The sequence below is a fragment of the Arenibacterium halophilum genome (assembly GCF_005938225.1).
GTDB lineage: Bacteria > Pseudomonadota > Alphaproteobacteria > Rhodobacterales > Rhodobacteraceae > Arenibacterium > Arenibacterium halophilum.
Window position 1 is genome coordinate 90,575 of record NZ_VCPC01000005.1, and the last position, 20,227, is coordinate 110,801.

General features: G+C 64.0%; 18 protein-coding genes. 12 read left to right on the forward strand and 6 right to left on the reverse strand.

The annotated features are described in order from the left end of the window. Positions 1-53: 53 nt before the first annotated feature. The 7 genes from pdxR (at position 54) to FGK64_RS19725 (ending at position 7,287) form a co-directional block, all read left to right on the forward strand. Entirely contained in the window at positions 54-1,526 is a 1,473-nt protein-coding gene (pdxR, locus tag FGK64_RS19695; RefSeq protein ID WP_138865582.1) for a MocR-like pyridoxine biosynthesis transcription factor PdxR, read from the forward strand. A 104-nt stretch (positions 1,527-1,630) separates the two neighbouring features. Further along, the gene (locus FGK64_RS19700; protein WP_138865583.1) at positions 1,631-2,944 is read left to right on the forward strand and encodes an NAD(P)/FAD-dependent oxidoreductase; all 1,314 of its coding nucleotides are present in this window, start codon (positions 1,631-1,633) and stop codon (positions 2,942-2,944) included. Positions 2,945-3,016: 72 nt separating this feature from the next. Then, positions 3,017-4,057, forward strand: coding sequence for a polyamine ABC transporter substrate-binding protein (locus FGK64_RS19705; RefSeq protein WP_138865584.1), 1,041 nt, complete (start codon positions 3,017-3,019; stop codon positions 4,055-4,057). Between the two features lie 72 nt (positions 4,058-4,129). Then, complete coding sequence (locus FGK64_RS19710) at positions 4,130-5,209, forward strand: ABC transporter ATP-binding protein (RefSeq protein ID WP_246057835.1); 1,080 nt, start codon at positions 4,130-4,132, stop codon at positions 5,207-5,209. Beyond that, positions 5,209-6,093 carry an ABC transporter permease gene (locus tag FGK64_RS19715; RefSeq protein ID WP_138865586.1) on the forward strand — a complete coding sequence of 295 codons (885 nt, stop codon included), beginning with the start codon at positions 5,209-5,211 and terminating at the stop codon, positions 6,091-6,093. Before FGK64_RS19710 ends, FGK64_RS19715 begins: the two co-directional genes overlap by 1 nt. After that, positions 6,093-6,917, forward strand: a complete 825-nt coding sequence (locus FGK64_RS19720) for an ABC transporter permease (RefSeq protein WP_138865587.1) — start codon at positions 6,093-6,095, stop codon at positions 6,915-6,917. Before FGK64_RS19715 ends, FGK64_RS19720 begins: the two co-directional genes overlap by 1 nt. Positions 6,918-6,927: 10 nt before the next feature. Continuing rightward, positions 6,928-7,287, forward strand: a complete 360-nt coding sequence (locus FGK64_RS19725; protein ID WP_138865588.1) for a cupin domain-containing protein — start codon at positions 6,928-6,930, stop codon at positions 7,285-7,287. On the opposite strand, the gene FGK64_RS19730 is transcribed toward FGK64_RS19725, so the two are convergent. Continuing rightward, the gene (locus FGK64_RS19730) at positions 7,284-8,525 is read right to left on the reverse strand and encodes an NAD(P)/FAD-dependent oxidoreductase (protein ID WP_171054153.1); all 1,242 of its coding nucleotides are present in this window, start codon (positions 8,523-8,525) and stop codon (positions 7,284-7,286) included. The genes FGK64_RS19725 and FGK64_RS19730 overlap by 4 nt on opposite strands. 198 nt (positions 8,526-8,723) lie before the next feature. Between FGK64_RS19730 and FGK64_RS19735 the strand changes: the two genes are divergently transcribed. The 5 genes from FGK64_RS19735 to FGK64_RS19755 all read left to right on the forward strand — a co-directional run bounded on the left by FGK64_RS19735 (position 8,724) and on the right by FGK64_RS19755 (position 15,496). After that, complete coding sequence (locus FGK64_RS19735) at positions 8,724-10,343, forward strand: GMC family oxidoreductase (protein ID WP_138865590.1); 1,620 nt, start codon at positions 8,724-8,726, stop codon at positions 10,341-10,343. A gap of 155 nt (positions 10,344-10,498) precedes the next feature. After that, complete coding sequence (locus tag FGK64_RS19740; protein WP_138865591.1) at positions 10,499-11,485, forward strand: TAXI family TRAP transporter solute-binding subunit; 987 nt, start codon at positions 10,499-10,501, stop codon at positions 11,483-11,485. A gap of 81 nt (positions 11,486-11,566) precedes the next feature. Then, positions 11,567-13,468: a TRAP transporter permease gene (locus FGK64_RS19745; RefSeq protein ID WP_171054154.1), complete on the forward strand. Its 1,902-nt coding sequence runs from the start codon at positions 11,567-11,569 to the stop codon at positions 13,466-13,468. A gap of 361 nt (positions 13,469-13,829) precedes the next feature. Next, the gene (locus tag FGK64_RS19750) at positions 13,830-14,936 is read left to right on the forward strand and encodes a cupin domain-containing protein (protein ID WP_138865593.1); all 1,107 of its coding nucleotides are present in this window, start codon (positions 13,830-13,832) and stop codon (positions 14,934-14,936) included. Beyond that, positions 14,933-15,496, forward strand: a complete 564-nt coding sequence (locus FGK64_RS19755; protein ID WP_138865594.1) for a DinB family protein — start codon at positions 14,933-14,935, stop codon at positions 15,494-15,496. The genes FGK64_RS19750 and FGK64_RS19755 overlap by 4 nt, the downstream gene beginning before the upstream one ends. A gap of 155 nt (positions 15,497-15,651) precedes the next feature. Here the strand turns inward: FGK64_RS19755 and FGK64_RS19760 are convergent, their stop codons facing one another. From FGK64_RS19760 to FGK64_RS19780, 5 genes are read right to left on the reverse strand one after another with little or no spacing between them, the layout of a single operon-like run. Further along, positions 15,652-16,860 carry an ABC transporter substrate-binding protein gene (locus FGK64_RS19760; protein WP_138865595.1) on the reverse strand — a complete coding sequence of 403 codons (1,209 nt, stop codon included), beginning with the start codon at positions 16,858-16,860 and terminating at the stop codon, positions 15,652-15,654. Between the two features lie 50 nt (positions 16,861-16,910). Further along, a complete protein-coding gene (locus FGK64_RS19765) occupies positions 16,911-17,615 on the reverse strand; it encodes an ABC transporter ATP-binding protein (RefSeq protein WP_138865596.1) in 705 nt (234 codons plus the stop codon). Continuing rightward, on the reverse strand, positions 17,605-18,378 hold the full coding sequence (locus FGK64_RS19770) for an ABC transporter ATP-binding protein (RefSeq protein ID WP_138865651.1): 774 nt from the start codon (positions 18,376-18,378) through the stop codon (positions 17,605-17,607). The genes FGK64_RS19765 and FGK64_RS19770 overlap by 11 nt, the downstream gene beginning before the upstream one ends. Then, positions 18,375-19,295 carry a branched-chain amino acid ABC transporter permease gene (locus FGK64_RS19775; RefSeq protein WP_138865597.1) on the reverse strand — a complete coding sequence of 307 codons (921 nt, stop codon included), beginning with the start codon at positions 19,293-19,295 and terminating at the stop codon, positions 18,375-18,377. Before FGK64_RS19775 ends, FGK64_RS19770 begins: the two co-directional genes overlap by 4 nt. Beyond that, positions 19,292-20,158: a branched-chain amino acid ABC transporter permease gene (locus FGK64_RS19780; RefSeq protein WP_138865598.1), complete on the reverse strand. Its 867-nt coding sequence runs from the start codon at positions 20,156-20,158 to the stop codon at positions 19,292-19,294. Before FGK64_RS19780 ends, FGK64_RS19775 begins: the two co-directional genes overlap by 4 nt. Positions 20,159-20,227: the final 69 nt, after the last annotated feature.

Below are 20,227 nucleotides of genomic sequence, written 5' to 3' on the forward strand. Positions count from 1 at the left end.
ATTTCGTTAGTTTTGCCAGACCAATTGTTACAATCCGTCACGGAAGGCAAGACATGAAACAGGCGGCCGGGGCACTTTTGTCGTCGATCAAGCTGGATCGCGAGTCGCGCAAGAGCGTGAGCGTGCAGCTGTATCTTGCCCTGCGCGACATCATCCTGTCGGGCGGGCTGCGCGCGGGCGACAGGCTTCCGGCGACGCGGGTTCTGGCGCGGGAAACCGGCGTATCGCGGACCACGGTGATTGATGCGGTCGACAGGCTGGTGTCCGAAGGGATGCTGGAATCGCGCGTTGGCGCGGGCACATATGTCACCGCCGCGCTGGAGGCGCAGCGCCCCGCGCCCGGACCCGCCCTGCCGCAGGCGGGTGCCCAACCGAACCTGAGCTATGCAATTGGACTGGCTGAGAAATCCTATGCCCGGCGGGCGTGGCTGCCGCATGAGGCGCGCGCCTTTGTCACCGCGCTGCCCGCGCTCGATGCCTTTCCCATGGCGCATTGGGCGCGGCTGTCGGCGCGCCATCTGCGCGGGCCGCGCGGCGATGTGATGGGCTACGGCGAACCGAAGGGATTCGCGCCCCTGCGCCGCGCCATTGCCGCGCATCTTTCGGCGCTGAAAGGCATCCAGTGCCACCCCGATCAGGTGTTCATCACCGCAGGTGCGCAGCAGGCCTTTGCGCTGATCGGGCGGCTGCTGCTGAACCCCGGCGACAGGGTCTGGATCGAGAATCCGGGCGCCTCGGGGGCCCGCAATGCGCTCTTGTCGGAAGGGGCCGATCTGGTGCCCGTGCCGGTCGATGACGACGGGCTGATGGTGTCCGAAGGACTGGCCCGCGCGCCGCATTTCAGGCTGGCGTTCGTGACGCCTTCGCACCAGCAGCCTTTGGGGCATGTGATGTCTTTGGCCCGGCGGTTCGAGCTACTGAAAGCGGCCGAGGAATCCCGCGCCATGATCATCGAAGACGATTATGACGGCGAATTCTATTTCGGCAACGCGCCGCATCCCGCGCTGTACGGCACCGATTCCAGCGGGCGGGTTCTGTATGTTGGAACCTTCTCTAAAACGCTGTTTCCGGCCCTGCGGCTGGGCTATGTCGTGGTGCCACAGCGCATGGTCGAGGCTTTTGACAGTGCGTTCCGCCATTGGGTCAGCGGCCCGCCCACCGCGACGCAGGCCATCGTTGCCGATTTCATGGACGAGGGCCATTTCGCCACCCACATCCGCCTGATGCGCAGGCTCTACAAAGCGCGATACGAGGCGCTGATCGAGGCGGGCAAGGCGCTGCCGCCGTCGATCCGGCTGCAACAGACGGCCAGCGGCTTTCATACGCCCGCCTACCTGGATGCAGGCCGCGACCCTGCGCTGATTGTCGAGCAGGCCCGCGCCAAGGGCATAACGCTGGCCCCGCTGGATCGCTATTGCCTTGCCCCCATCGACCAACGCGGGCTGGTCTTCGGCTTTGGCAGCGCCACGCCCGAGGATATCGCCCGCGCGATGGCCACCCTGCGCGACCTTCCGGCGCTGCGCTAAAATTGGTCTGACCCAATTATCAAAATGGATATGCGCAGCGGGCCAATCCTCGCCTAGCGTTTCCTGCAACCCGGGCATCATGCGCCCGGCAAGCGGAGACACTCATGGGCCAATCGCCTGCCCCGACCCTGCACACACACGCCTACTGGCTGGATCAGTTGGGCCCTCCGCCTGCGACGGAACAATCGCTGCCTACGCGCTGTGACGTGCTGGTCGTCGGCTCTGGCTATACGGGTCTAAGCGCGGCAATCGAGGCCGCGCGCGGCGGGCGCGAGGTGGTGGTGATCGACGCGGGTGTGATCGGCCACGGCTGCAGCACGCGCAACGGCGGACAGATCAGCACCAGCATCAAGCCGTCCCTTGCCAAGCTGACCGCGCGGTTCGGGGCCGAGCGCGCCCGCGCGATCCGGGGCGAGGGCGAAAAGGCCCTGCAATGGATCGGCGATTTCATCGAAGGCGAAGGGTTCGACTGTGATTTCCGCCGCGTCGGCCGGTTTCACGCCGCCCACACACCCGAGCATTACGAGACCCTTGTCCGCGACGCCGAAACGATGCGCCGGGATGAGGGCATCGACAGCTTTGTGGTGCCCCGCGCCGAGCAGCACAGCGAAATGGCAACCGATGCCTATTTCGGCGGTGTCGTGTTCACCCGCCACTGTTCCGTGCACCCCGGCAAGCTGCATCGCGGCTATGTTCAGACGGCGCAAAACGCGGGGGCCACGCTGGTTGGCCAATGCGCCGCGACCGGGATCGAAAAAACCGCAACCGGGTTCCGCCTGACCACGCAGCGTGGCCAGATCACCTGCCGCGATCTGGTGCTGGCGACCAATGGCTACACCGGCAACCTTGTGCCTTGGCTACAGCGCCGCGTCATCCCCATTGGCAGCTATATCATCGCGACCGAAGAGCTGCCCACCGCGCTGGTGGACGAGCTGTTTCCGAAAGACCGCATCGCCAGCGATACCTGCAAGGTCATCTACTATTACCGCGCCTCACCCGACCGCAAACGCATCCTGTTCGGCGGGCGCGTCTCGGCCTCGGAAACCGATGCGGCGGTCAGCGGGCCGCGGCTGTACCACGATATGTGCCGTATCTTCCCGCAGCTGCGCAGCTATGGGCTGTCGCATTCCTGGACGGGCACCGTGGCCTACAGCTTTGACGAACTTGCCCACACCGGCCAGCGTGACGGCATCCATTACGCGATGAACTACTGCGGCTCGGGCGTGTCGATGGCGGGTTACCTGGGCATGCGGATCGGCCAGAAAATCCTGGGCAAACCCGAAGGCCAGACCGCGCTGGACGGCCTGCCCAACCCCACGCGCCCCTTCTACCGGGGCAAGCCGTGGTTCCTGCCCGCCGCCGTCAGTTATTACCGCTGGCTCGACGCGCGCCAATGGAAACGCGCGCTGGCGGCCTGACGACCCCGGGGCGCAGGCCCCGGACCTCATCCAAAATCGCCACCAAGGCGAAGACACCAACAGGAGATTGAGATGAAACATTGCACTGCCACCATCGCCATCGCCGCCGCTCTTGCGGCGGGCGCGGCCCATGCGGAAAACCGCGAAGTCACCGTCGCGTCCTGGGGCGGATCCTTTCAGGAGGCGCAAAGCAAGGCGCTGTTCGAACCCGCCGAAAAGGCCGGCTTTACCGTGAAACAGGAAACCTATGGCGGCATGTCCGACGTGCGCCTTCAGGTCTCGACCGGGCAGGTGTCGCTTGACATCGTGGCCAGCGGCTCGGGCTCGGCGGCGCGCGCCGGGGCCGAAGGGCTGCTGGAGAAGCTGGATTATTCCGTCATCGACGTGTCCAGCTTCTACCCCAACCTCTACAGCGATTACTGCGTGGGCGGCGACGTGTTTTCCACCGTCTACGCGTGGAACACCGACACCTACGGCGAAAACGGCCCGCAAAGCTGGGCCGATTTCTGGGACGTTGAAAAGTTCCCCGGCAAACGCGCCTATCGCGACAAGGTGGCGGGCGCGCTGGAACCGGCGCTGATGGCCGATGGCGTGGCCCCCGAGGATGTGTACGAAGTGCTGTCATCGGAAGAAGGCATCGAACGCGCGCTGAACAAGATCCGCGAGCTGAAGCCCCATATCGACGTGTTCTGGAGCTCGGGCGCGCAGCAGGCGCAGCTGATGAAGGACGGCGAGGTCGACATGACCACCGGCTGGAACGGCCGCTTCGACAATGCCGCCAAGGACGGCGCCAAGGTTGATTATTCTTTCAATCAGGCGCTGCTGGATTACGACTGTTTCGCGATCCCGAAGGGCGCGCCGAACAAGGATGCGGCAATGGCCTTCCTGGCCGAGATTTCAAAGCCCGAATACCAGGACGATCTGCCGAAATACATCACCTACGGCCCGACCAACAAGGCCGCCTATGACACTGGCGAAATCAGCGCCGAAGTGGCCTCGGGCCTGCCGTCCTCGCCCGAAAACGCGGCGATGCAGCTGCCGATCAATCTGGAATGGTACGCCGAGTGGGAACAGGTGGCCGCCGAGATGTATCAGGAAATGCTGACCGAGTGATCGGCCCCGGCCCCGCGCGGCATGTCTGCGCGGGGCCGACTTCTGCCCCCCATTTCCCCGAAGGACAGCGCCTTGCCCAGCGATACCCCCTCTGACGCCCTGCCGATCACCGTGCGCCACGTCACCAAGACCTATGGCCGGGTGCACGCGCTTGACGATGTCTCGCTTGACGTGAAAAGCGGTGAATTCCTGACGCTGCTGGGCCCGTCCGGCTCGGGCAAGACAACGCTGTTGATGGTTCTGGCCGGGTTCACGCGCCCCGACAGCGGCAGCCTGAAATTCGGCGAGACCGAGGTGATCCGCACGCCGCCGCACCTGCGCGACGTGGGCATGACCTTTCAAAGCTATGCGCTGTTTCCCCATATGACGGTGGCCGGGAACGTCGGCTACCCGCTGCGGCTGCGCAAGGTCGCCAAGGACGAAATCGCCCGCCGGGTCGAACGGGCGCTGGAAACGGTACAGTTGGGCGGCTTTGGCGAACGGCGCATCAACCAACTTTCCGGCGGTCAGCGCCAGCGCGTCGCCGTGGCCCGCGCCATCGTGTTCGAGCCGCGCATCCTGCTGATGGACGAACCTCTCTCGGCACTCGACAAGAAGCTGCGCGACCAGATGCAGATTGAGCTGCGTCAGCTGCACGAAAAGCTGGGCATGACGACGGTGTATGTGACGCACGACCAACGCGAGGCGCTCACGATGTCGGACCGCATCGCCGTGGTGAACAAGGGCCGCATCATGCAGCTGGCCACCCCGCGCGACCTGTACGAACGCCCTGCAAACCGCTTTGTTGCGGATTTCATCGGCGATTCCACCTTTCTGCCGGTCACGCGGCAGGGCGATACGATCAGTTTCGCCGGGCAACCGCTGGTGCATACCGCCCCCGCCCCCGACAGCGCCGAGTTGGCGCTGATGATCCGCCCCGAGCGCATCGTGCTGGGCGGCGGAACCGAAGGTGCGAACCGCTTTGACGCCCATGTGAGTGAGGTCGTCTATCAGGGCGACAGTTACCTGATGTACGCGCGCCTGAAAGACGGCAGCCAGATCGCCCTGCGCGGAGCCATGCGCGGCGCGGGCGACCTGCCGGAACAGGGCGCAAATGTGACCCTGACACTGGCCCCCGAGGACACCATCCTGATTGACGGGGGAGAAGGCTGATGGCCGCCCTGGGTATGAACGCGGACGGGTTGCGCCGCGATGAACGCCTGGAACGGCTGCGGCTGTTCGGCCTCAGCTCGCCCGCGCTGCTGCTGATCCTCGTCGTGCTGGTGATCCCGGTGGGCTGGCTGTTCTATGTCTCCTTCATCGGAGCCAACGGGCAATTCTCGCTGGAAAACTACGAACGGATGATCAACCGCAGCTCTTACCGGCGGATTTTCTTCACCACCTTCCAGGTCAGTTTCCTGACCACGGGGCTGTGCATCCTGATCGGCTATCCGCTGGCCTATTTCATCTCGCAGTTGCCCGCGAAGCTGGCGAACCTGTGCCTGATCACCGTGCTTCTGCCCTTCTGGACCTCGCTTCTGGTGCGCACCTATGCCTGGCTGGTGCTGTTGCAGAAGCAGGGGCTGGTGAATTCCTGGGGCATGTCGCTGGGCCTGTGGGACGAGCCGATCAAGATGGTGCACAACATGACCGGCACGCTGATCGGCATGGTGCACATTATGCTGCCCTTCCTGATCCTGCCGGTTTACGGCGCGATGAAGGCGGTGGACGCCGATTTCATGAAAGCCGCCGCCAATCTAGGCGCCAGCCCGCGCAAGGCGTTCTGGACAGTGTTCTTTCCGCTGACCACGCCGGGGCTGTTTGCGGGCGCGCTGATGGTGTTCATCCTGTGCCTTGGCTTCTTTGTCACCCCGGCGGTGCTGGGCGGCGGCAAGGTCATCATGGTGTCGATGAAAATCGTCTCTAACATCGAGCTTTTTGTGAACTGGGGCGCGGCCAGCGCGCTTGGCGTCGTGCTTCTGGTGGCAACCGTCGCGATCCTGTGGGTGGCGTCACGGTTCCTTAACCTCGACCAGATCGCAGGGGGCGGACACTGATGGGCGGATGGTTCAGCAAACCCGCGACCGAGACTCAGGTCACCCACGGCCAGCGGATGTGGCTTTACGTGCTGGCGGTCATCATCATGGTGCTGCTGGTGGCACCCACGCTGATCGTGATCCCGATGTCGTTTTCCGACAGCCAGTATCTGGAATTCCCGCCGCAAACCTGGTCGACCCGCTGGTACAATCATTACTTCGGATCCGAGGAATGGATGCAGGCCACGGCGACCTCGCTCAAGGTCGCGGTGCTGACGATGATGGTGGCAACGCCGGTCGGGGTGCTGGCGGCCTATGGCCTCCACGCCTCGCGCGTGCCTTACGTCCGTGCGGCCTTCGTGCTGATCCTCACGCCGATGATGGTCCCGCTGGTGCTGGTCGCGATCGGGGCCTTCTATGCCTATGTGCAGCTGAACCTGCTTTATACCATCACCGGGCTGGTTCTGGCACATACCATGCTGGCGCTGCCCTTGGTGGTGATTGTCACCGGGTCGGCGCTGAAAGGCTATGACATGACGCAGGAAGACGCCGCGCGCAGCCTTGGCGCCCCGCGCTGGCAGGCCTTTCTGACAGTGACCTTGCCGCAGATCCGGTTCGCCGTGATCACCAGCGCGCTGCTCGCGTTTCTCACGTCCTTCGACGAGGTGGTGATTGCCATGTTCATCTCGGGCGGCGACAATCCGACCCTGACGCGCAACATGTTCAACGCCCTGCGCGACCAGATCGACCCGACGATCGCGTCGATTTCAACCGTGATGATCCTGATCACCACGCTGGCGATGGTGCTGGCGCAGGTCTTTGGCCAGCAGAAACCCCCGAAATGAAAGTCCGCGCATGACCCCGCTTGATGCCTTCGCCGCCCTTGCCGACACCCCCGTTGGCGATTTTGCCGACAAACCCACGACGCTGACGCCGGGCCAGCAAGAGGCCAGCGTGATGCTGCACACCTCGGCCGATGAGCGCATCAAGATCGGAGTATGGGAATGCACGCCCGGCCATTTCACGGCCGACCGCACGGCTGCGGGCGAATATTGCCATATCATCTCGGGCACCGCGACGGTGACGAATGCCGATGGCAGCGGGTCGCGCGACATCGGGCCCGGCGATCTGCTGGTGCTGCCGCAGGGCTGGACCGGCGAATGGGTGCTGCACGAGCCTATGCGCAAGCTGTTCGTGATCGCGCGCGGCGATTAACGCCCGAACCGCCCCGGCGCGTAAGGGGTCAGGTCAAGGTTAACGCCCCGCCCGCGGACCAGCGCCGCCACCGTGCGCCCCAGTTTCGGCCCGATGGTCAGCCCCACATGCTGCCCGCCATAGGCGTGAATGACATTGGGCGCGCGCGCATCCGAACCAAGCGCCGGCAGGCTGTCGGGCGTCGTGGGGCGGCGGCCCATCCAGGTGTCGCAGCGGCCGAATTCCAGCCCGGGATAGACCCTGCGCAGGCGTTTTTCGATTAGCGCGGGCGGCGCGGATGATGGCGCGGCGTCGATCCCCGCGAATTCCACCACCCCGGCGGCGCGCAGGAATCCCTTCATCGGCGTGATCACGAATTTCGCATCCGTCACCATGTAGGGCCCCGGCGGCGTGATCGAGGGCGTGAACATCGACAGGTGATAGCCGCGCTCGGCCTCCAGCCGCATTCCCGTGCCCAGCCGCCGCGCCATCGCGCCCGACCAGACCCCGGCGCAGAGCACGATGCGATCCGCACTCAGCACCGCGCCACCTTCGAGAGTGACCGAAGGCGCCTCTCCGGGCGCAATATCGACAACCCGGCCCTGCTGAAACCCGCCGCCCTGCTGGCGGTAGTGATCGAACAGCGCCGCCACATAGCGGCCCGGATCCACGATCCAGCCGAAATCGCGGAACAGCGTGCCGAATGTGTAATCCGGCCCCAGGTGCGGATCACGATCTACCAGCGCGGCGCGGCTCAACTCCTCGGGCGCCAAGTTGTGACGCGCGCGCATCTCGCGCCACAGCGCATCGCCGTGATAGTCGCCCGGCTCCCTGTACAGGGTCACATAGTCGCCGATCTGGATGAAGCTTTCCGCCTCCGTCCCACGGGCCAGCGCCATGTGCTGTTCCATGGAATCGAACGTCAGCGCCGACAGCGACTCGGCAATCTCGCGCAAACGAGGCAGGCGGGCGTTGCCCATAAACGGCAGTAGCCAAGGCAGCAGGCGCGGCAGGTAGGACCAGCGCAGGAACAGCGGCGCGCCCGGATCGAACACCATGCTGGCCGCCTTGCGCACAAGCGCGGGCGTCGCCACCGGCATCACCGATGTGCGCGCGATCAGCCCCGCGTTCCCGAACGAAGTCTGCCCCGCATCCCCCGGCATCAGCGGATCGACCAGTATCACATCGTACCCGTCGCGCCGCAGCCATTCCGCCGACGACACGCCGGTGATCCCGGCCCCTACCACAATAACCTTCATCCACGCCCCCGCCTGTGCCTTTCCTCTTGGTAACACAGGCCCGACGCGCCGGTCATATCCATTTCGATGCCGCAAAGCGGACATCTGCACCGCCAATGGAATGCTAAAGATTCCAGATTGGATCTGCCCCGCAAGGCCACTATCGGCAAGTTTGGGCGACAGACCGGCAAGACCGAAGGCAGGGACGTTTTTCAGACCATGGACACCTATGATTTCATCGTCGTCGGCGCAGGCTCGGCTGGCTGCGCCGTGGCCGCGCGGCTGAGCGAAAGCGGCAAACACAGCGTGCTGCTGCTCGAGGCCGGCGGCAGCGACCTCAGCCCGTGGATCTGGATGCCGATCGGCTATGGCAAGACATTCTACCGCAAGTCGGTGAACTGGATGTACATGACGGAACCGGTGCCCTCGATGCAGAACCGGCCGTCGTACTGGCCGCGCGGCAAGGTGATGGGCGGGTCAAGCTCGATCAACGCGATGGTCTATATTCGCGGCCAGCATCAGGATTTCGAGGATTGGAAGGCGATGGGCAATCCCGGCTGGGGCTGGGATGACGTGCTGCCCTATTTCCGCAAGGCCGAAACCAACGACCGGGGCGGCGATGACTGGCGCGGCGATTCCGGGCCGATCCATGTGTCCACGATGGACCGTGACCTGCACCCGATGTGCCAGGATTTCCTGGCCGCCGGGCAGGAACTGCAATGGCCGCTGAACCCCGATTTCAACGGCGCGCGGCAGGATGGTGTAGGGACGTACCAGAACACCGCCAAGGACGGGATGCGCATGTCGACGGCGCGCGGATACATTCGCGCGGCGGGCAAACGCGCCAACCTGCGTGTGGTGACGCGCGCCCATGCCACGCGGGTTCTGGTGGAAGACGGTCGCGCCATCGGCGTCGAGTACCTGCACAAGGGGCGCACCGTGACAGCCAGGGCGCGGGCCGAGGTGATCCTGTCCGGCGGTGCGGTGAATTCGCCGCAGCTGCTGCAACTGTCTGGCATCGGCCCCGGAGCGCTGCTGCGCGACAAGGGGGTGGATGTGCTGCACGATCTGCCCGGCGTGGGGCGCAACCTTCAGGATCACATGTGCATCGACCACATGTATACCTCGCGCGTGCCGACGCTGAACCAGCAGCTCTATCCGTGGTGGGGCAAGGCGTGGCACGGGCTGCGCTATGTGCTGACGCGGCGCGGGCCGCTGTCGCTGGGCGTGAACCAGGCGGGCGGTTTCGTGCATGGCCGCCCGGGGCTGGAGCGGCCCAACATCCAGCTGTTCTTTTCGCCGGTCAGCTATACCAAGACGCCGCCGGGCACGCGCGCGCTGATGAACCCCGATGCCTTCCCGGCCTTCCTGATGTCGGCCCAGCCAACCCGGCCCACCAGCCGGGGGCATCTGGCGATCCGGTCGTCCGATCCGCTGGCGCCGCCGGAAATTCACCCCAACTATCTGGATACCGAGATCGACCAGCAGGAAATGATCGAATCCTCGCGCGTGCTGCGCCGGATCAGCGAGGCCCCCGCCCTGGCCCGCGTGATCGAGCGCGAAGTGACGCCCGGCCCGCAGATTCAGACCGATGAGGAACTGCTGGAGGATATCCGCGCCCGCGCCGTCACGATCTTTCACCCGGTCAGTTCCTGCCGCATGGGGCCAGACGCGGGCATTGACGTGGTCGACAATCGCTTGCGTGTGCACGGGCTGCGCGGCCTGCGCGTGGCCGATGCCTCGATCTTTCCCACGCTGACCTCGGGCAACACCAACGCCCCCGCGATCATGGTTGGCGAAAAGGCGGCCGCGCTGATCCTGGAAGATCATCAAGCCTGATCCACCCCTCCTGAATCGCCTATGAACGCCGGACGTGTTTGCGCGTCCGGTACAAAGTGGCGTTGACAAGCCTGAAAGCGTATCTATGATGCATAATATTAGATAGCTAAGTGCCTGGAAGGCGCGAAGACTTCTTTGGGAGGAGACCAAAAGAAATGACCATCAAGTCCAAAGCCACCGCCGCGCTGCTGGCGTTCGGCCTTCTTGCTGCGCCGGCTGTATCCGCGCAGACCTATAATCTGACGCTGTGCGGCGCGAGCCCGGGCGGATTGTGGAGCCTGCTGGGCGCAGGCGTTGATGCCGCCGTGAAGGAATCGTTCCCCGGTTCGACCGTGACCTATCAAACCTCGGGTGGCGGATTGGCCAACGTCGGCCTTCTGGATCAGGGCAAGTGTGACCTTGCAATCATCCACGACGCCGAAGCCAAGGCCGCACTTGGCGGGCTGGCCCCGTTCAAATCCAAGATCGAATCCATGCGCACCGTCGCACAGCTGTATTCCTGGGCGCCGATGCAGGCCATCGTCAACGCCGATTACGCTGAAGAACACGGTCTGACCAAGCTGGAGGATATCGCCGAGAAGCAGCTGCCGATCACCATCGTGCTGAACCGGCGCGGCAATATCGTGAGCGGGATCGGCGAAGCCATGCTGAACGCTATCGGCGCCAGCCCCGAGCAGATCGAGGAATGGGGCGGCAGTGTGGAATACGCGGCCTCGGGCGAACAGGGCGACCTGATGCGCGACCGCCGGGTCGACATGCTGCTGAACTCGCTGTTTGTGAACCATTCGTCGATCCGCGAACTGGCCTCCTCGATCGACGTGAAGCTGCTGCCGATCACCGACGAGACCGCGCAGAAGGTCATCGACGAATGGGACATCCAGCGTTTCACAGTGCCCAACGCGGCCTATGACTGGACCGACGAAGACGTGCTGACGCTGACAGTCTCGGCTCAGCTTTTCGTTCGCGAAGATGCCGATCCCAAGATGGTGGGCGACGTGACGCGCGCGCTGGTGGATAACGTTGCCAAATTGCAGGGCGTTCACAAGGCGATGGCGCCTCTGGATGTCAAGTTGATGGGCGGCGCGACCACGGTGCCCTATCACGCCGAGGCGCAAAAAATCTTCGACGACTCCGGCTCGTAACGATGATTTAGAGCGGGCGCGACAAGCGCCCGCTTGATCTATCGCCAGCTTTCAACCGCAAGCAGCTCAAGGCCCTGACGCGTGTTCAACTTCTTTTTCAGCACCGGCGTTCGCCGCCGTCCGGGCGGAATGCCCGCCCACCTCATCAAGGCCTTCTCGGCCCTGACCGCCGTTTGGGTGGTGTACGCCGCCGGGTTTTCCCGCGCCGACAGCCTGACGCTGACCATGACCTTTCTGGCGCTGATGCTGGCGCTGACGTTTCTGCTGATCGGGCCAAGCCCGAATTCGCAGCGCGACACGATCCTGCCAACCGACTGGGTTTTAGCACTCGCCTCTCTGGCGGCCGGCGTCTACTTCGTGTCGCAGGCCGATGATATTGCCCGCCGGATCACCCTGCTGGATCCGCTTTCGGTCTGGGATATCACCTTTGCCTCGCTGATCCTTTTCCTGACGATCGAAGCGATGCGCCGCACCGTTGGCATGGGGCTGACGCTGATCGTGCTGATCTTCCTTGCCTACAACCTTTGGGGCGACAGGCTGGGTGGAACGCTGGGACATGGTGAAATCACCTATGACCATTTCATCGACATCACCGTATTCACGACGGACGGGCTGTTCGGGGTGCCGCTGCGCGTTGCCGCAACCTATGCCTTCCTCTTCGTGCTGTTCGGCACGGCGCTGTCCAAGGCCGGGGGCGCGCAGTTCTTCTATAACCTTGCCGCTTATCTGACCGGCGGCGCCGTGGGCGGACCGGCCAAGATCGCGGTTGTGTCTTCGGGGCTGTACGGCACGATTTCGGGCAGCCCGACGTCTGACGTCGTGACCACCGGCAGCGTCACCATCCCGATGATGAAAACCATGGGCTACCGCTCCTCCTTTGCTGCGGCGACAGAGGTCGCGGCCTCGACGGGCGGGTCATTATTGCCTCCGGTCATGGGCGCGGCGGCCTTCATCATGGCGGAATACACCGGCATCGCCTATGCCGAGATCGCTCTGGCGGCGCTGATCCCGGCCCTGCTCTACTATGTCCCGATCTACATTCAGGTGCACCTGCGCGCCACGCGCGACGGGCTGAAAGGTGTCGACCTGTCGGAAATTCCGCCGCTGCGGAAGATCATGAAAGACGGCGGCTTGTTCATCGTGCCGCTGGTCATTATCAGTTGGTCCCTGATTGCGGGCTATACGCCAACCTACAGCGCGCTTTACGGGCTTGCCGGCGTGGTGGCCGTGTCGATGGTGCGGCGCAGTACGCGCATGTCGCCATCCGCAATCTACGATGTGCTGGCGGAAACCAGTTTCCGCATGGTGGCCGTGGCCGGGGCCTGTGCCGCCGCCGGGCTGGTGATCGGCGGAATCACGATGACGGGGCTTGCCTCAAAGTTCTCGACTCTGGTCTTCATGATCTCGGGGCAGAACGTGCTGATGTCGCTGATCGTGGCGGCCATCCTGACGACGCTTCTGGGTATGGGGATGCCCACGCCAAGCGCCTACATCCTTGCGGCGGTTCTGATTTCGCCGGTGATGCAAAGCCTTGGCATCGACCAGATGGCAGGCCATCTGTTCATCCTCTACTTCGCGGTCATGTCAGCGCTGACGCCACCGGTGGCGGTGGCCGCCTATGCCGCCAGTGCCATAGCCGATGAAAACCCGCTGGTGATTGCCGCGCAGGCGGTCAAGATCGCCATCGGCGCCTTCCTGATCCCCTTCGCGTTCATCTATCAGCCGGGACTTCTGCTGAATGGCTCGGTCGTAGAGATCGTCGTCGCAGTTGTTACGTCGATCGCCGGTCTGGCGCTGATCGCGCTGGCGGTCGAGGGGTATTACCGCACCGTTTATCGCTGGGGTCCGCGCCTGTTGATGATGGGCGCAGGGGGTCTGCTGCTGTTTGGCGGATGGCTGTTCGCGCTGGTCGCCGTTCTGGTGGCGGCTGTTGGCTGGGGCTGGAACCGGATGATGGTATCCCGTCAGTTGCCCGGCACCTGACAGACCAGCTGTCCAATGCACATGAAAAGCGGCCGGCCCGGGGAAGACGGGCCGGCCGCCTGTTTTTTTGTTTTACGGAAACAACCTGCCCATCGGGCACGATACCGCCTCACGCTACCTGTACAATTCTGGGCACTGCCATACCCCCTGCGGGCTTTGGTCAAACCACCCGGACTGGCGCCTGTAGCCGAACCAGCCGGCCTTCGATCTTGATTGAGAGCTATACATATAGTATGTATAGTTACTAAATACACGACGGTCCTGATTGCCACTCTCAGGCAAGCTCAGGACAAGACATGCCCCAGCGATCACCGCGCCGCCTGGCGCCGCTTTCGGGCCATCGACAAACCGGAGGATTGTCATGAACGAACCGCTTTCGCACGACACCGTGACCCACGCGATGCAGCCCGAGGATAGCCCGGAACTGCGCGCCCTGTACAAAGGGTTCGAGGACAACAACGTGCTTCCGCTTTGGACGCAGGTCGGGGACCTGATGCCAATTCATCCGAAATCCCGGGCGGTTCCTCATGTCTGGAAATGGTCGGCGCTGCTGCCCTTGGCCGAACGATCCGGCGATCTGGTGCCCGTGGGCCGGGGCGGCGAACGCCGGGCCTTGGGGCTGGCCAATCCCGGCCTCGCACCGAACGCTTACATCTCGCCGACGCTCTGGGCCGCAATCCAGTACCTTGGCCCCAAGGAAACAGCGCCCGAGCACCGGCATTCGCAGAACGCCTTCCGCTTCGTGGTCGAGGGCGAAGGCGTCTGGACCGTCGTAAACGGTGATCCTGTGCGCATGTCACGCGGCGATCTGCTGCTGACGCCGGGCTGGAACTTTCACGGCCATCACAACGACCGCGACGCGCCGATGGCCTGGATCGACGGACTCGACATTCCGTTCTCGCAACAGATGGACGTGGGTTTTTTCGAATTCGGATCGGATCGCGTAACCGACTATGCAACGCCGAATTATTCGCGCGGCGAACGTCTCTGGTGCCACCCCGGCTTGCGGCCACTGTCGCAACTGCAGGATACCGTGTCTTCCCCCATCGGCGCCTACCGTTGGGAATTCACCGACCGTGCCCTGACCGAACAACTGCTCCTCGAAGACGAAGGCCAGCCCGCCACCGTTGAACAGGGCCACGCCGCGATCCGCTATGTCAACCCGACAACCGGCGGCGATGTGATGCCAACGATCCGGTGTCAGTTCCACCGCCTGCGCGCCGGTGTCGAAACCGCACCGCGGCACGAGGTCGGCTCGTCTGTGTTCCAGGTCTTTGACGGGAAAGGGTCCGTTGTTCTTGGCGGAGAGACCCACAAGCTTGAAAAGGGCGATCTCTTTGTCGTGCCGTCGTGGGTGCCGTGGTCGCTTCAGGCGGATACCCAGTTCGACCTGTTCCGTTTCTCGGACGCGCCGATCATGGAACGCCTGCATTTCATGCGCACCAGCGTCCCGGGCCACACAGGGTGAGCACCCCGGACCAGGATAACCTTGCTGGCGCGCGCGCTGCGCTGCGCGCGCGTCAGGGCGCCGGGGCCCGCTATGATGCGGACACTGCACCGGTGGACGACCTCTTGATGGCGCGGCGCGGCACCGCCTATTTCGCGCGACAGCTGATGGGGCTGTCCGACAAGGCACTCTACGAACCATCGGCCATCGTTGGACAGACCCGCGCCCATATCGTCGCCCGCATAAGTTACGAGGCCCGCCATCATGCGCTCGCGCTCGAGTCCCTGACACAGGGAAATGCCTTGGAGCTGCCCGAGGATTTACCCTCGCTTGACCTTGCGATCTCGCTGCCTGCACGGGCGCTGCGCAACCTGTTCCAGCATTCAGAGGTGCATCTGAATATCTGCTGGCGTGATCTGACGGAATCACAGTGGGATATGCCGCTCACCCTCCCAAATGGAGAGCGGGTCACCCCGCGTGACCTGCCGTTGATGCGCGCCAAAAGCATCTGGCACGGGGCGGTCGCTCTTGGCAGCGGAGCGCGGGTTTCGGACATTCCCAGGCAACTCATGGACGGCTGATCCTCAGGTGATCGGCCTGCGCAGAAGGAGGTTGCACCGTCTCATGAAACCTGTCCGACCGCGCCAGTCCGCCGCCCCGGATGGGGCGGCCATGAATCGAATGCGCCGCGGGGATACCCGCGGCGCTCCGTTTGGCAATCAGTCCGAACGCGGCCTTATTCGAAGGCAGAAGCCGGATAGAAGGTTTCGTCGACCCATGCGCCATCGGTGGCTTTCTTGACCATGTAAGCACCCGCAGGCGTGCCGCTTTCATCAAGCGTCAGCGGGCCCGACGCACCTTCGTAGTCCACGTCCGTGCCTGCGGCGATCGCCTCTTTCGCGGCGGCGAAGGTCGAAACCTTCTCGCCACCTTCGGTCACGCCGCGCAGCTTGGCGTTCAGCGCCTCGCCGGTGCAGGCATCGGCGGCTTCCAGTGCGATGGCCGAGAGCATCGCCATGTCATAGGAGTTCGCGGCAAACGGCCCCGGGGCCTTGCCGGTCTTGTCCATGGTCAGCTGCGAAAATGCCTTGAATTCCGGCAGCGAGCTGTCGGCTTCGGCGATTTCCACGTAGGCGCGGTCGTTCAGGATGCGCGGGTCCAGCGTTTCGAACACTTCCGGCACGGCCAGGTCGGCGGTCAGCAGCCATTCGCCTTCGAACCCGCCTGCGGCAGCTTCTTTCAGCACGGTCACGCCGGATTCCTGCCCGCCCGCCAGATAGATGGCGTCAGGGTTGTGCGACAGCACCGAAATCAGCTCGGCCTGATAGGACGGCTGGCCCGGGTTGTAGACGATGAAGTCGGTCAGCTCGATGCCTGCCGCCTCGACTGCTTCCTTGGCAACCTGCGCCGGGGAAATCGTCGATTCCTCGTTCTGGACAAGGAAGGCCACCGATTTATAGCCCTTTTCCGTCAGCCACAGGCCCGAGGCTGCGCCATCGCCAAGGTCGGAGGACACGGTGCGATAGACATAATCGCCGCCGATTTCGTTCAGGGTGATGGTGCCCGCATAGGGAGACATCATCGGGGTTTTCTTGCGTTTCGCCAGATCGACCAGGGCGACCATTTCACCCGATGCCGGCCCGAGGATGGCAACGACGCCTTCGCTGTCGATCATCTTGTTGGCTTCGCGGATTGCCTGTTCGGCGCTGCCGCCGGTATCGGCCACGGCAATCGACACGGGGCCGCATTTGGTGCCACCGGCGGCATTGATCTCGTCCACGCCCAGCTGCACGGCGTCGGCAACGATCTTGCCGAATTCGCCCAACTCGCCGGTCAGCGGGACCAGCACGCCAAAGGTCACGCCATCGGCGGCCCATGCGGGCTGGGTGGTGGCAAGGGCGGTCGACAGCGCCACGGCGGCTGTCATCGTCTTGCGGAATGTCATTCTTGGTTACTCCTTGTTGGGTTTGGATCTTATTGCAGTGCGATTGCAGGCTAGTGGGCCTGCAACAGCATCTCTTCGAGCCGCCCGGGTTCCAGCAGGTCGGAACTGGGCAGGGTTTCGCGGTTGCGCCCGGCATCAAGCATCCAGGTGGTCCGCGAGATTTTCAGGATCTTCTCGGGGTTCTGCTCGACGACCCAGATCACGCTCATGCCGGCGGCGGCCAGTTCGGTGATCCAGTCCACGATGCGGTCGACAAAGATCGGCGCAAGGCCGGCAGTCGGTTCATCGAGGATCAGCAGCTTGGGCGAGGCCAGCAGCGCATTGGCAATCGCCAGCGTCTGGCGCTCGCCGCCCGACAGCGTTGCCGCCAACTGGCCCGCGCGTTCCTGAAGGATCGGGAAGCGGCGATAGGTTTCTTCGATCAGCCCTGCGCTGCCCGGAAACGACAGCGCCGAGGCCAGCAGGTTGTCGCGCACCGTCATCTCGGCGAAGGTGTTGCGTTCTTGTGCGACATATCCGATGCCCGCCTTGGTGGCGGACAGCGCGTTCAACCCGCTGACGGGTGAACCGTCGATCACGATCTGTCCGTCGCTTGCAGGCAAATGCCCCGCGATGGTTTTCATCAGGGTGGATTTGCCCGCCCCGTTGGGCCCCAGAACACAGGTGATTTCGCCCGGTTCGGCGACAAGGTTCACGCCATGCAGGATCGTGACCTTGCCATAGCCGCTGTGCAGCCCCTTGACCTCAAGCTTCATGATCGGCCCCCAGGTAGGCCGCGATCACGGCCGGATCGCGGCGGATATCATCGGGGGCGCCTTGCGCCAGCAGCCCGCCGTTTTGCAGGACAACCACGCTGTCGGCCAGCGACATCAGGAAGCCCAGGTTGTGTTCCACGACAATCAGCGTGGTGCCCTGCGCGTGAAGGTCCGACAGGATCTGCGACAGCTTGCCTTGCAGGGTCGGGTCCACCCCGGCGGTGGGTTCGTCCAGCAGCAGGATGCGCGGTTCGCGCACCAGCTGGCGGGCGACTTCCAGCATCCGCAGCTCGCCGCCCGACAGGTTCGAGACGCTGTCATGGCGCCGCGCGATCAGCCCGACCCGCTCCAGCGCCGCTTCGGCCTTGCCGGTCAACGCGCGTTCAGTGCCTTTCCAGCGCCCCAGAAGCGCGGCCAGCGGCCCCTCTTCATCGTGGGCGAGGCCCACCATCACGTTGTCGAGAACGCTCAGGCTGTCGAAGGCGCGCGGCGTCTGGAACGTACGCCCCAGACCAAGGCCCGCGATTTCGGCGATGCTGAGCGACGACAGGTCGGTCCCGTCAAAGGTGACGGTGCCCATCGTCGGCTCCAGCACCCCCGAGATCAGGTTGAAGGTGGTGGATTTGCCCGCGCCATTCGGCCCGATCAGCCCAAGGAACCCGCCGCGGCGCACATCGAACGTCAGCCCCTCGGCCCCGCCCACGGCGCGGAACTTGCGGAATTCCTTGATGACGCCCTTCAGTTGCAGAATGGTGTCGCTCATGTTGTGGCCTTCCGTGCCAGTCGGTCCCAGGGCTGCCAGCGCAGCACGATGATGAACAGGATGCCGGTGATGACCTCCTCGACCGAGGCGGCGATCTGCGCACTGCGCACGGTTTCAAACGGGATCATCCGCACCGCTTCCTGAAAGAAGACCAAGGCCATCGTGCCCAGGATCGCGCCAAGGATCGTGCGTTCGCCCCCAAGTGCCAGCGCGATCCACACGAAGAACGTAACCTCGGCCGTGAACAACGCTGGGGCGACCAGCGTGGTAATCATCGCGTAAAGCGCCCCGGCAAAGCCGATCGGAATGGCCGAGATCACGAAGATCTGCAGCCGCACCCGGGCGGTGTTCTTGCCCACCGATTCCGCCGCGATTTCATCGTTGTGGGTCGCATCCACCAGCCGCCCATAGGGCGAGGCCAGCAGGCGGTGAAACACCCAGGCTGTCAGCAGCATCAGCACACAGGCGGCGGCGGTATAGGCCAGCGTGTCATCCAGCCCCAGCACCGCCGGATCGGGCCGTTCCACGTTGGCCATGCCCACGCTGCCATTGCCGATCCGTCGTTCGTTCAGCAGGATCGAATGGAACACCTCGGCAAACGCAAAGGTGGTCAGAGCCAGATATTCGCCGCGCAGCCGAAGGGTGGGCCAGCCGGTGATGACCGCAAAGACCATGGCGGCGATGCCAGCGGCGATGAAGCCGATCCACCAGGGCGCGTTCAGGCCAAGCGCATATTGGTCCAGCCCCGAAGGCGGCTCCTGCGTGACGATGGCATAGGCATAGGCGCCGGCCGCGAAATAGGCCACGGTGCCAAAGTTGATCATGCCGCCGCGCGCATACTGAAGGTTCAGCGACACGGTCAGGACGGAAAACATCGCCCCGAACATCAGCGTGGTCAGGATAAGGGAATAGATCATTTGCTTTGCGCGCTCCCTGCCAGGCCCTGGGGCCGGATCAACAGAACAAGGATGACGACGGCAAAGGCGATCAGCGGCCGATAGCCCGCCGGGATCCAGAACACCGACACATCCATCGCCACGCCCACGATCAGCCCCGACAGGATCACCGCGTAAAGCGAGCCCAGCCCGGCCAGGATCGCCACGGCGAGAATCTGAAGGATCTGGTGAAAGGCGATATCGGTCGACAGCGTCGCGATGACGCCCAGCATGACGCCCGCCAACCCGGCCATGCCCGACGAAATCAACCATGTCGCGCGGCTGGTCTTTTGCACGTCGATCCCGCGCGAGGCGGCAAGCTCGGGGTTGGCCGACATGGCGCGAATGGCCAGACCGGTCTTCGATTTGTTCAGGAACAGCGCCAGAGAAGCACAGGCGACCACGGCCAGAACCACGACCAGCAGCTGGTAATTGGTGATCCGCAGACCCCAGAACCGGATGCTTGACGCCAGCGGAATGTCGAGCGTGCGGATACCGGTGCCAATCAGCGCATCCATGGTGCCGCCGATGGCATAGGCCACCCCGACCGAGGTGATCAGCATCACCGAAGGCCCGAAACGACGGATCGGGTCATAGACGATGCGCCCGATGGCCAGTCCGACAAAGGCGGTAAAGACGATGGCCACAAAGGCCGAGGGGAAGATGTTCCACCCCAGCAGCTTGTTCAGCGCCCAGGTGGTAAAGGCCGACACACCCAGCAGCTCGGCATGGGCGATATTCAGAAACCCCTCGACCCGGCGAGTGAAGGAAAAGCCGATCGTGGCAAGGATCAGGAAACAGCCCGTCACAATGCCCGTCAGAACGAATTGAGCGAATAGCGTCATCTCCCGCGCTCCTGTTGCGCGGCGTCAAGAGATGGATCGCGCCGGTCCGCCCGGGCCCCCTGCCTCCAG

What these genes read in the sequence shown, in the direction of transcription:
- FGK64_RS19765 (WP_138865596.1), bottom strand. Translation starts at nt 17,615, where the DNA reads ATGAAGCTTGAGGTCAAGGGGCTGCACAGCGGCTATGGCAAGGTCACG.
- FGK64_RS19770 (WP_138865651.1), bottom strand. Translation starts at nt 18,378, where the DNA reads ATGAGCGACACCATTCTGCAACTGAAGGGCGTCATCAAGGAATTCCGC.
- FGK64_RS19720 (WP_138865587.1), top strand. Translation starts at nt 6,093, where the DNA reads ATGGGCGGATGGTTCAGCAAACCCGCGACCGAGACTCAGGTCACCCAC.
- FGK64_RS19740 (WP_138865591.1), top strand. Translation starts at nt 10,499, where the DNA reads ATGACCATCAAGTCCAAAGCCACCGCCGCGCTGCTGGCGTTCGGCCTT.
- FGK64_RS19735 (WP_138865590.1), top strand. Translation starts at nt 8,724, where the DNA reads ATGGACACCTATGATTTCATCGTCGTCGGCGCAGGCTCGGCTGGCTGC.
- FGK64_RS19715 (WP_138865586.1), top strand. Translation starts at nt 5,209, where the DNA reads ATGGCCGCCCTGGGTATGAACGCGGACGGGTTGCGCCGCGATGAACGC.
- pdxR (WP_138865582.1), top strand. Translation starts at nt 54, where the DNA reads ATGAAACAGGCGGCCGGGGCACTTTTGTCGTCGATCAAGCTGGATCGC.
- FGK64_RS19730 (WP_171054153.1), bottom strand. Translation starts at nt 8,525, where the DNA reads ATGAAGGTTATTGTGGTAGGGGCCGGGATCACCGGCGTGTCGTCGGCG.
- FGK64_RS19780 (WP_138865598.1), bottom strand. Translation starts at nt 20,158, where the DNA reads ATGACGCTATTCGCTCAATTCGTTCTGACGGGCATTGTGACGGGCTGT.
- FGK64_RS19750 (WP_138865593.1), top strand. Translation starts at nt 13,830, where the DNA reads ATGAACGAACCGCTTTCGCACGACACCGTGACCCACGCGATGCAGCCC.
- FGK64_RS19760 (WP_138865595.1), bottom strand. Translation starts at nt 16,860, where the DNA reads ATGACATTCCGCAAGACGATGACAGCCGCCGTGGCGCTGTCGACCGCC.
- FGK64_RS19705 (WP_138865584.1), top strand. Translation starts at nt 3,017, where the DNA reads ATGAAACATTGCACTGCCACCATCGCCATCGCCGCCGCTCTTGCGGCG.
- FGK64_RS19725 (WP_138865588.1), top strand. Translation starts at nt 6,928, where the DNA reads ATGACCCCGCTTGATGCCTTCGCCGCCCTTGCCGACACCCCCGTTGGC.
- FGK64_RS19775 (WP_138865597.1), bottom strand. Translation starts at nt 19,295, where the DNA reads ATGATCTATTCCCTTATCCTGACCACGCTGATGTTCGGGGCGATGTTT.
- FGK64_RS19700 (WP_138865583.1), top strand. Translation starts at nt 1,631, where the DNA reads ATGGGCCAATCGCCTGCCCCGACCCTGCACACACACGCCTACTGGCTG.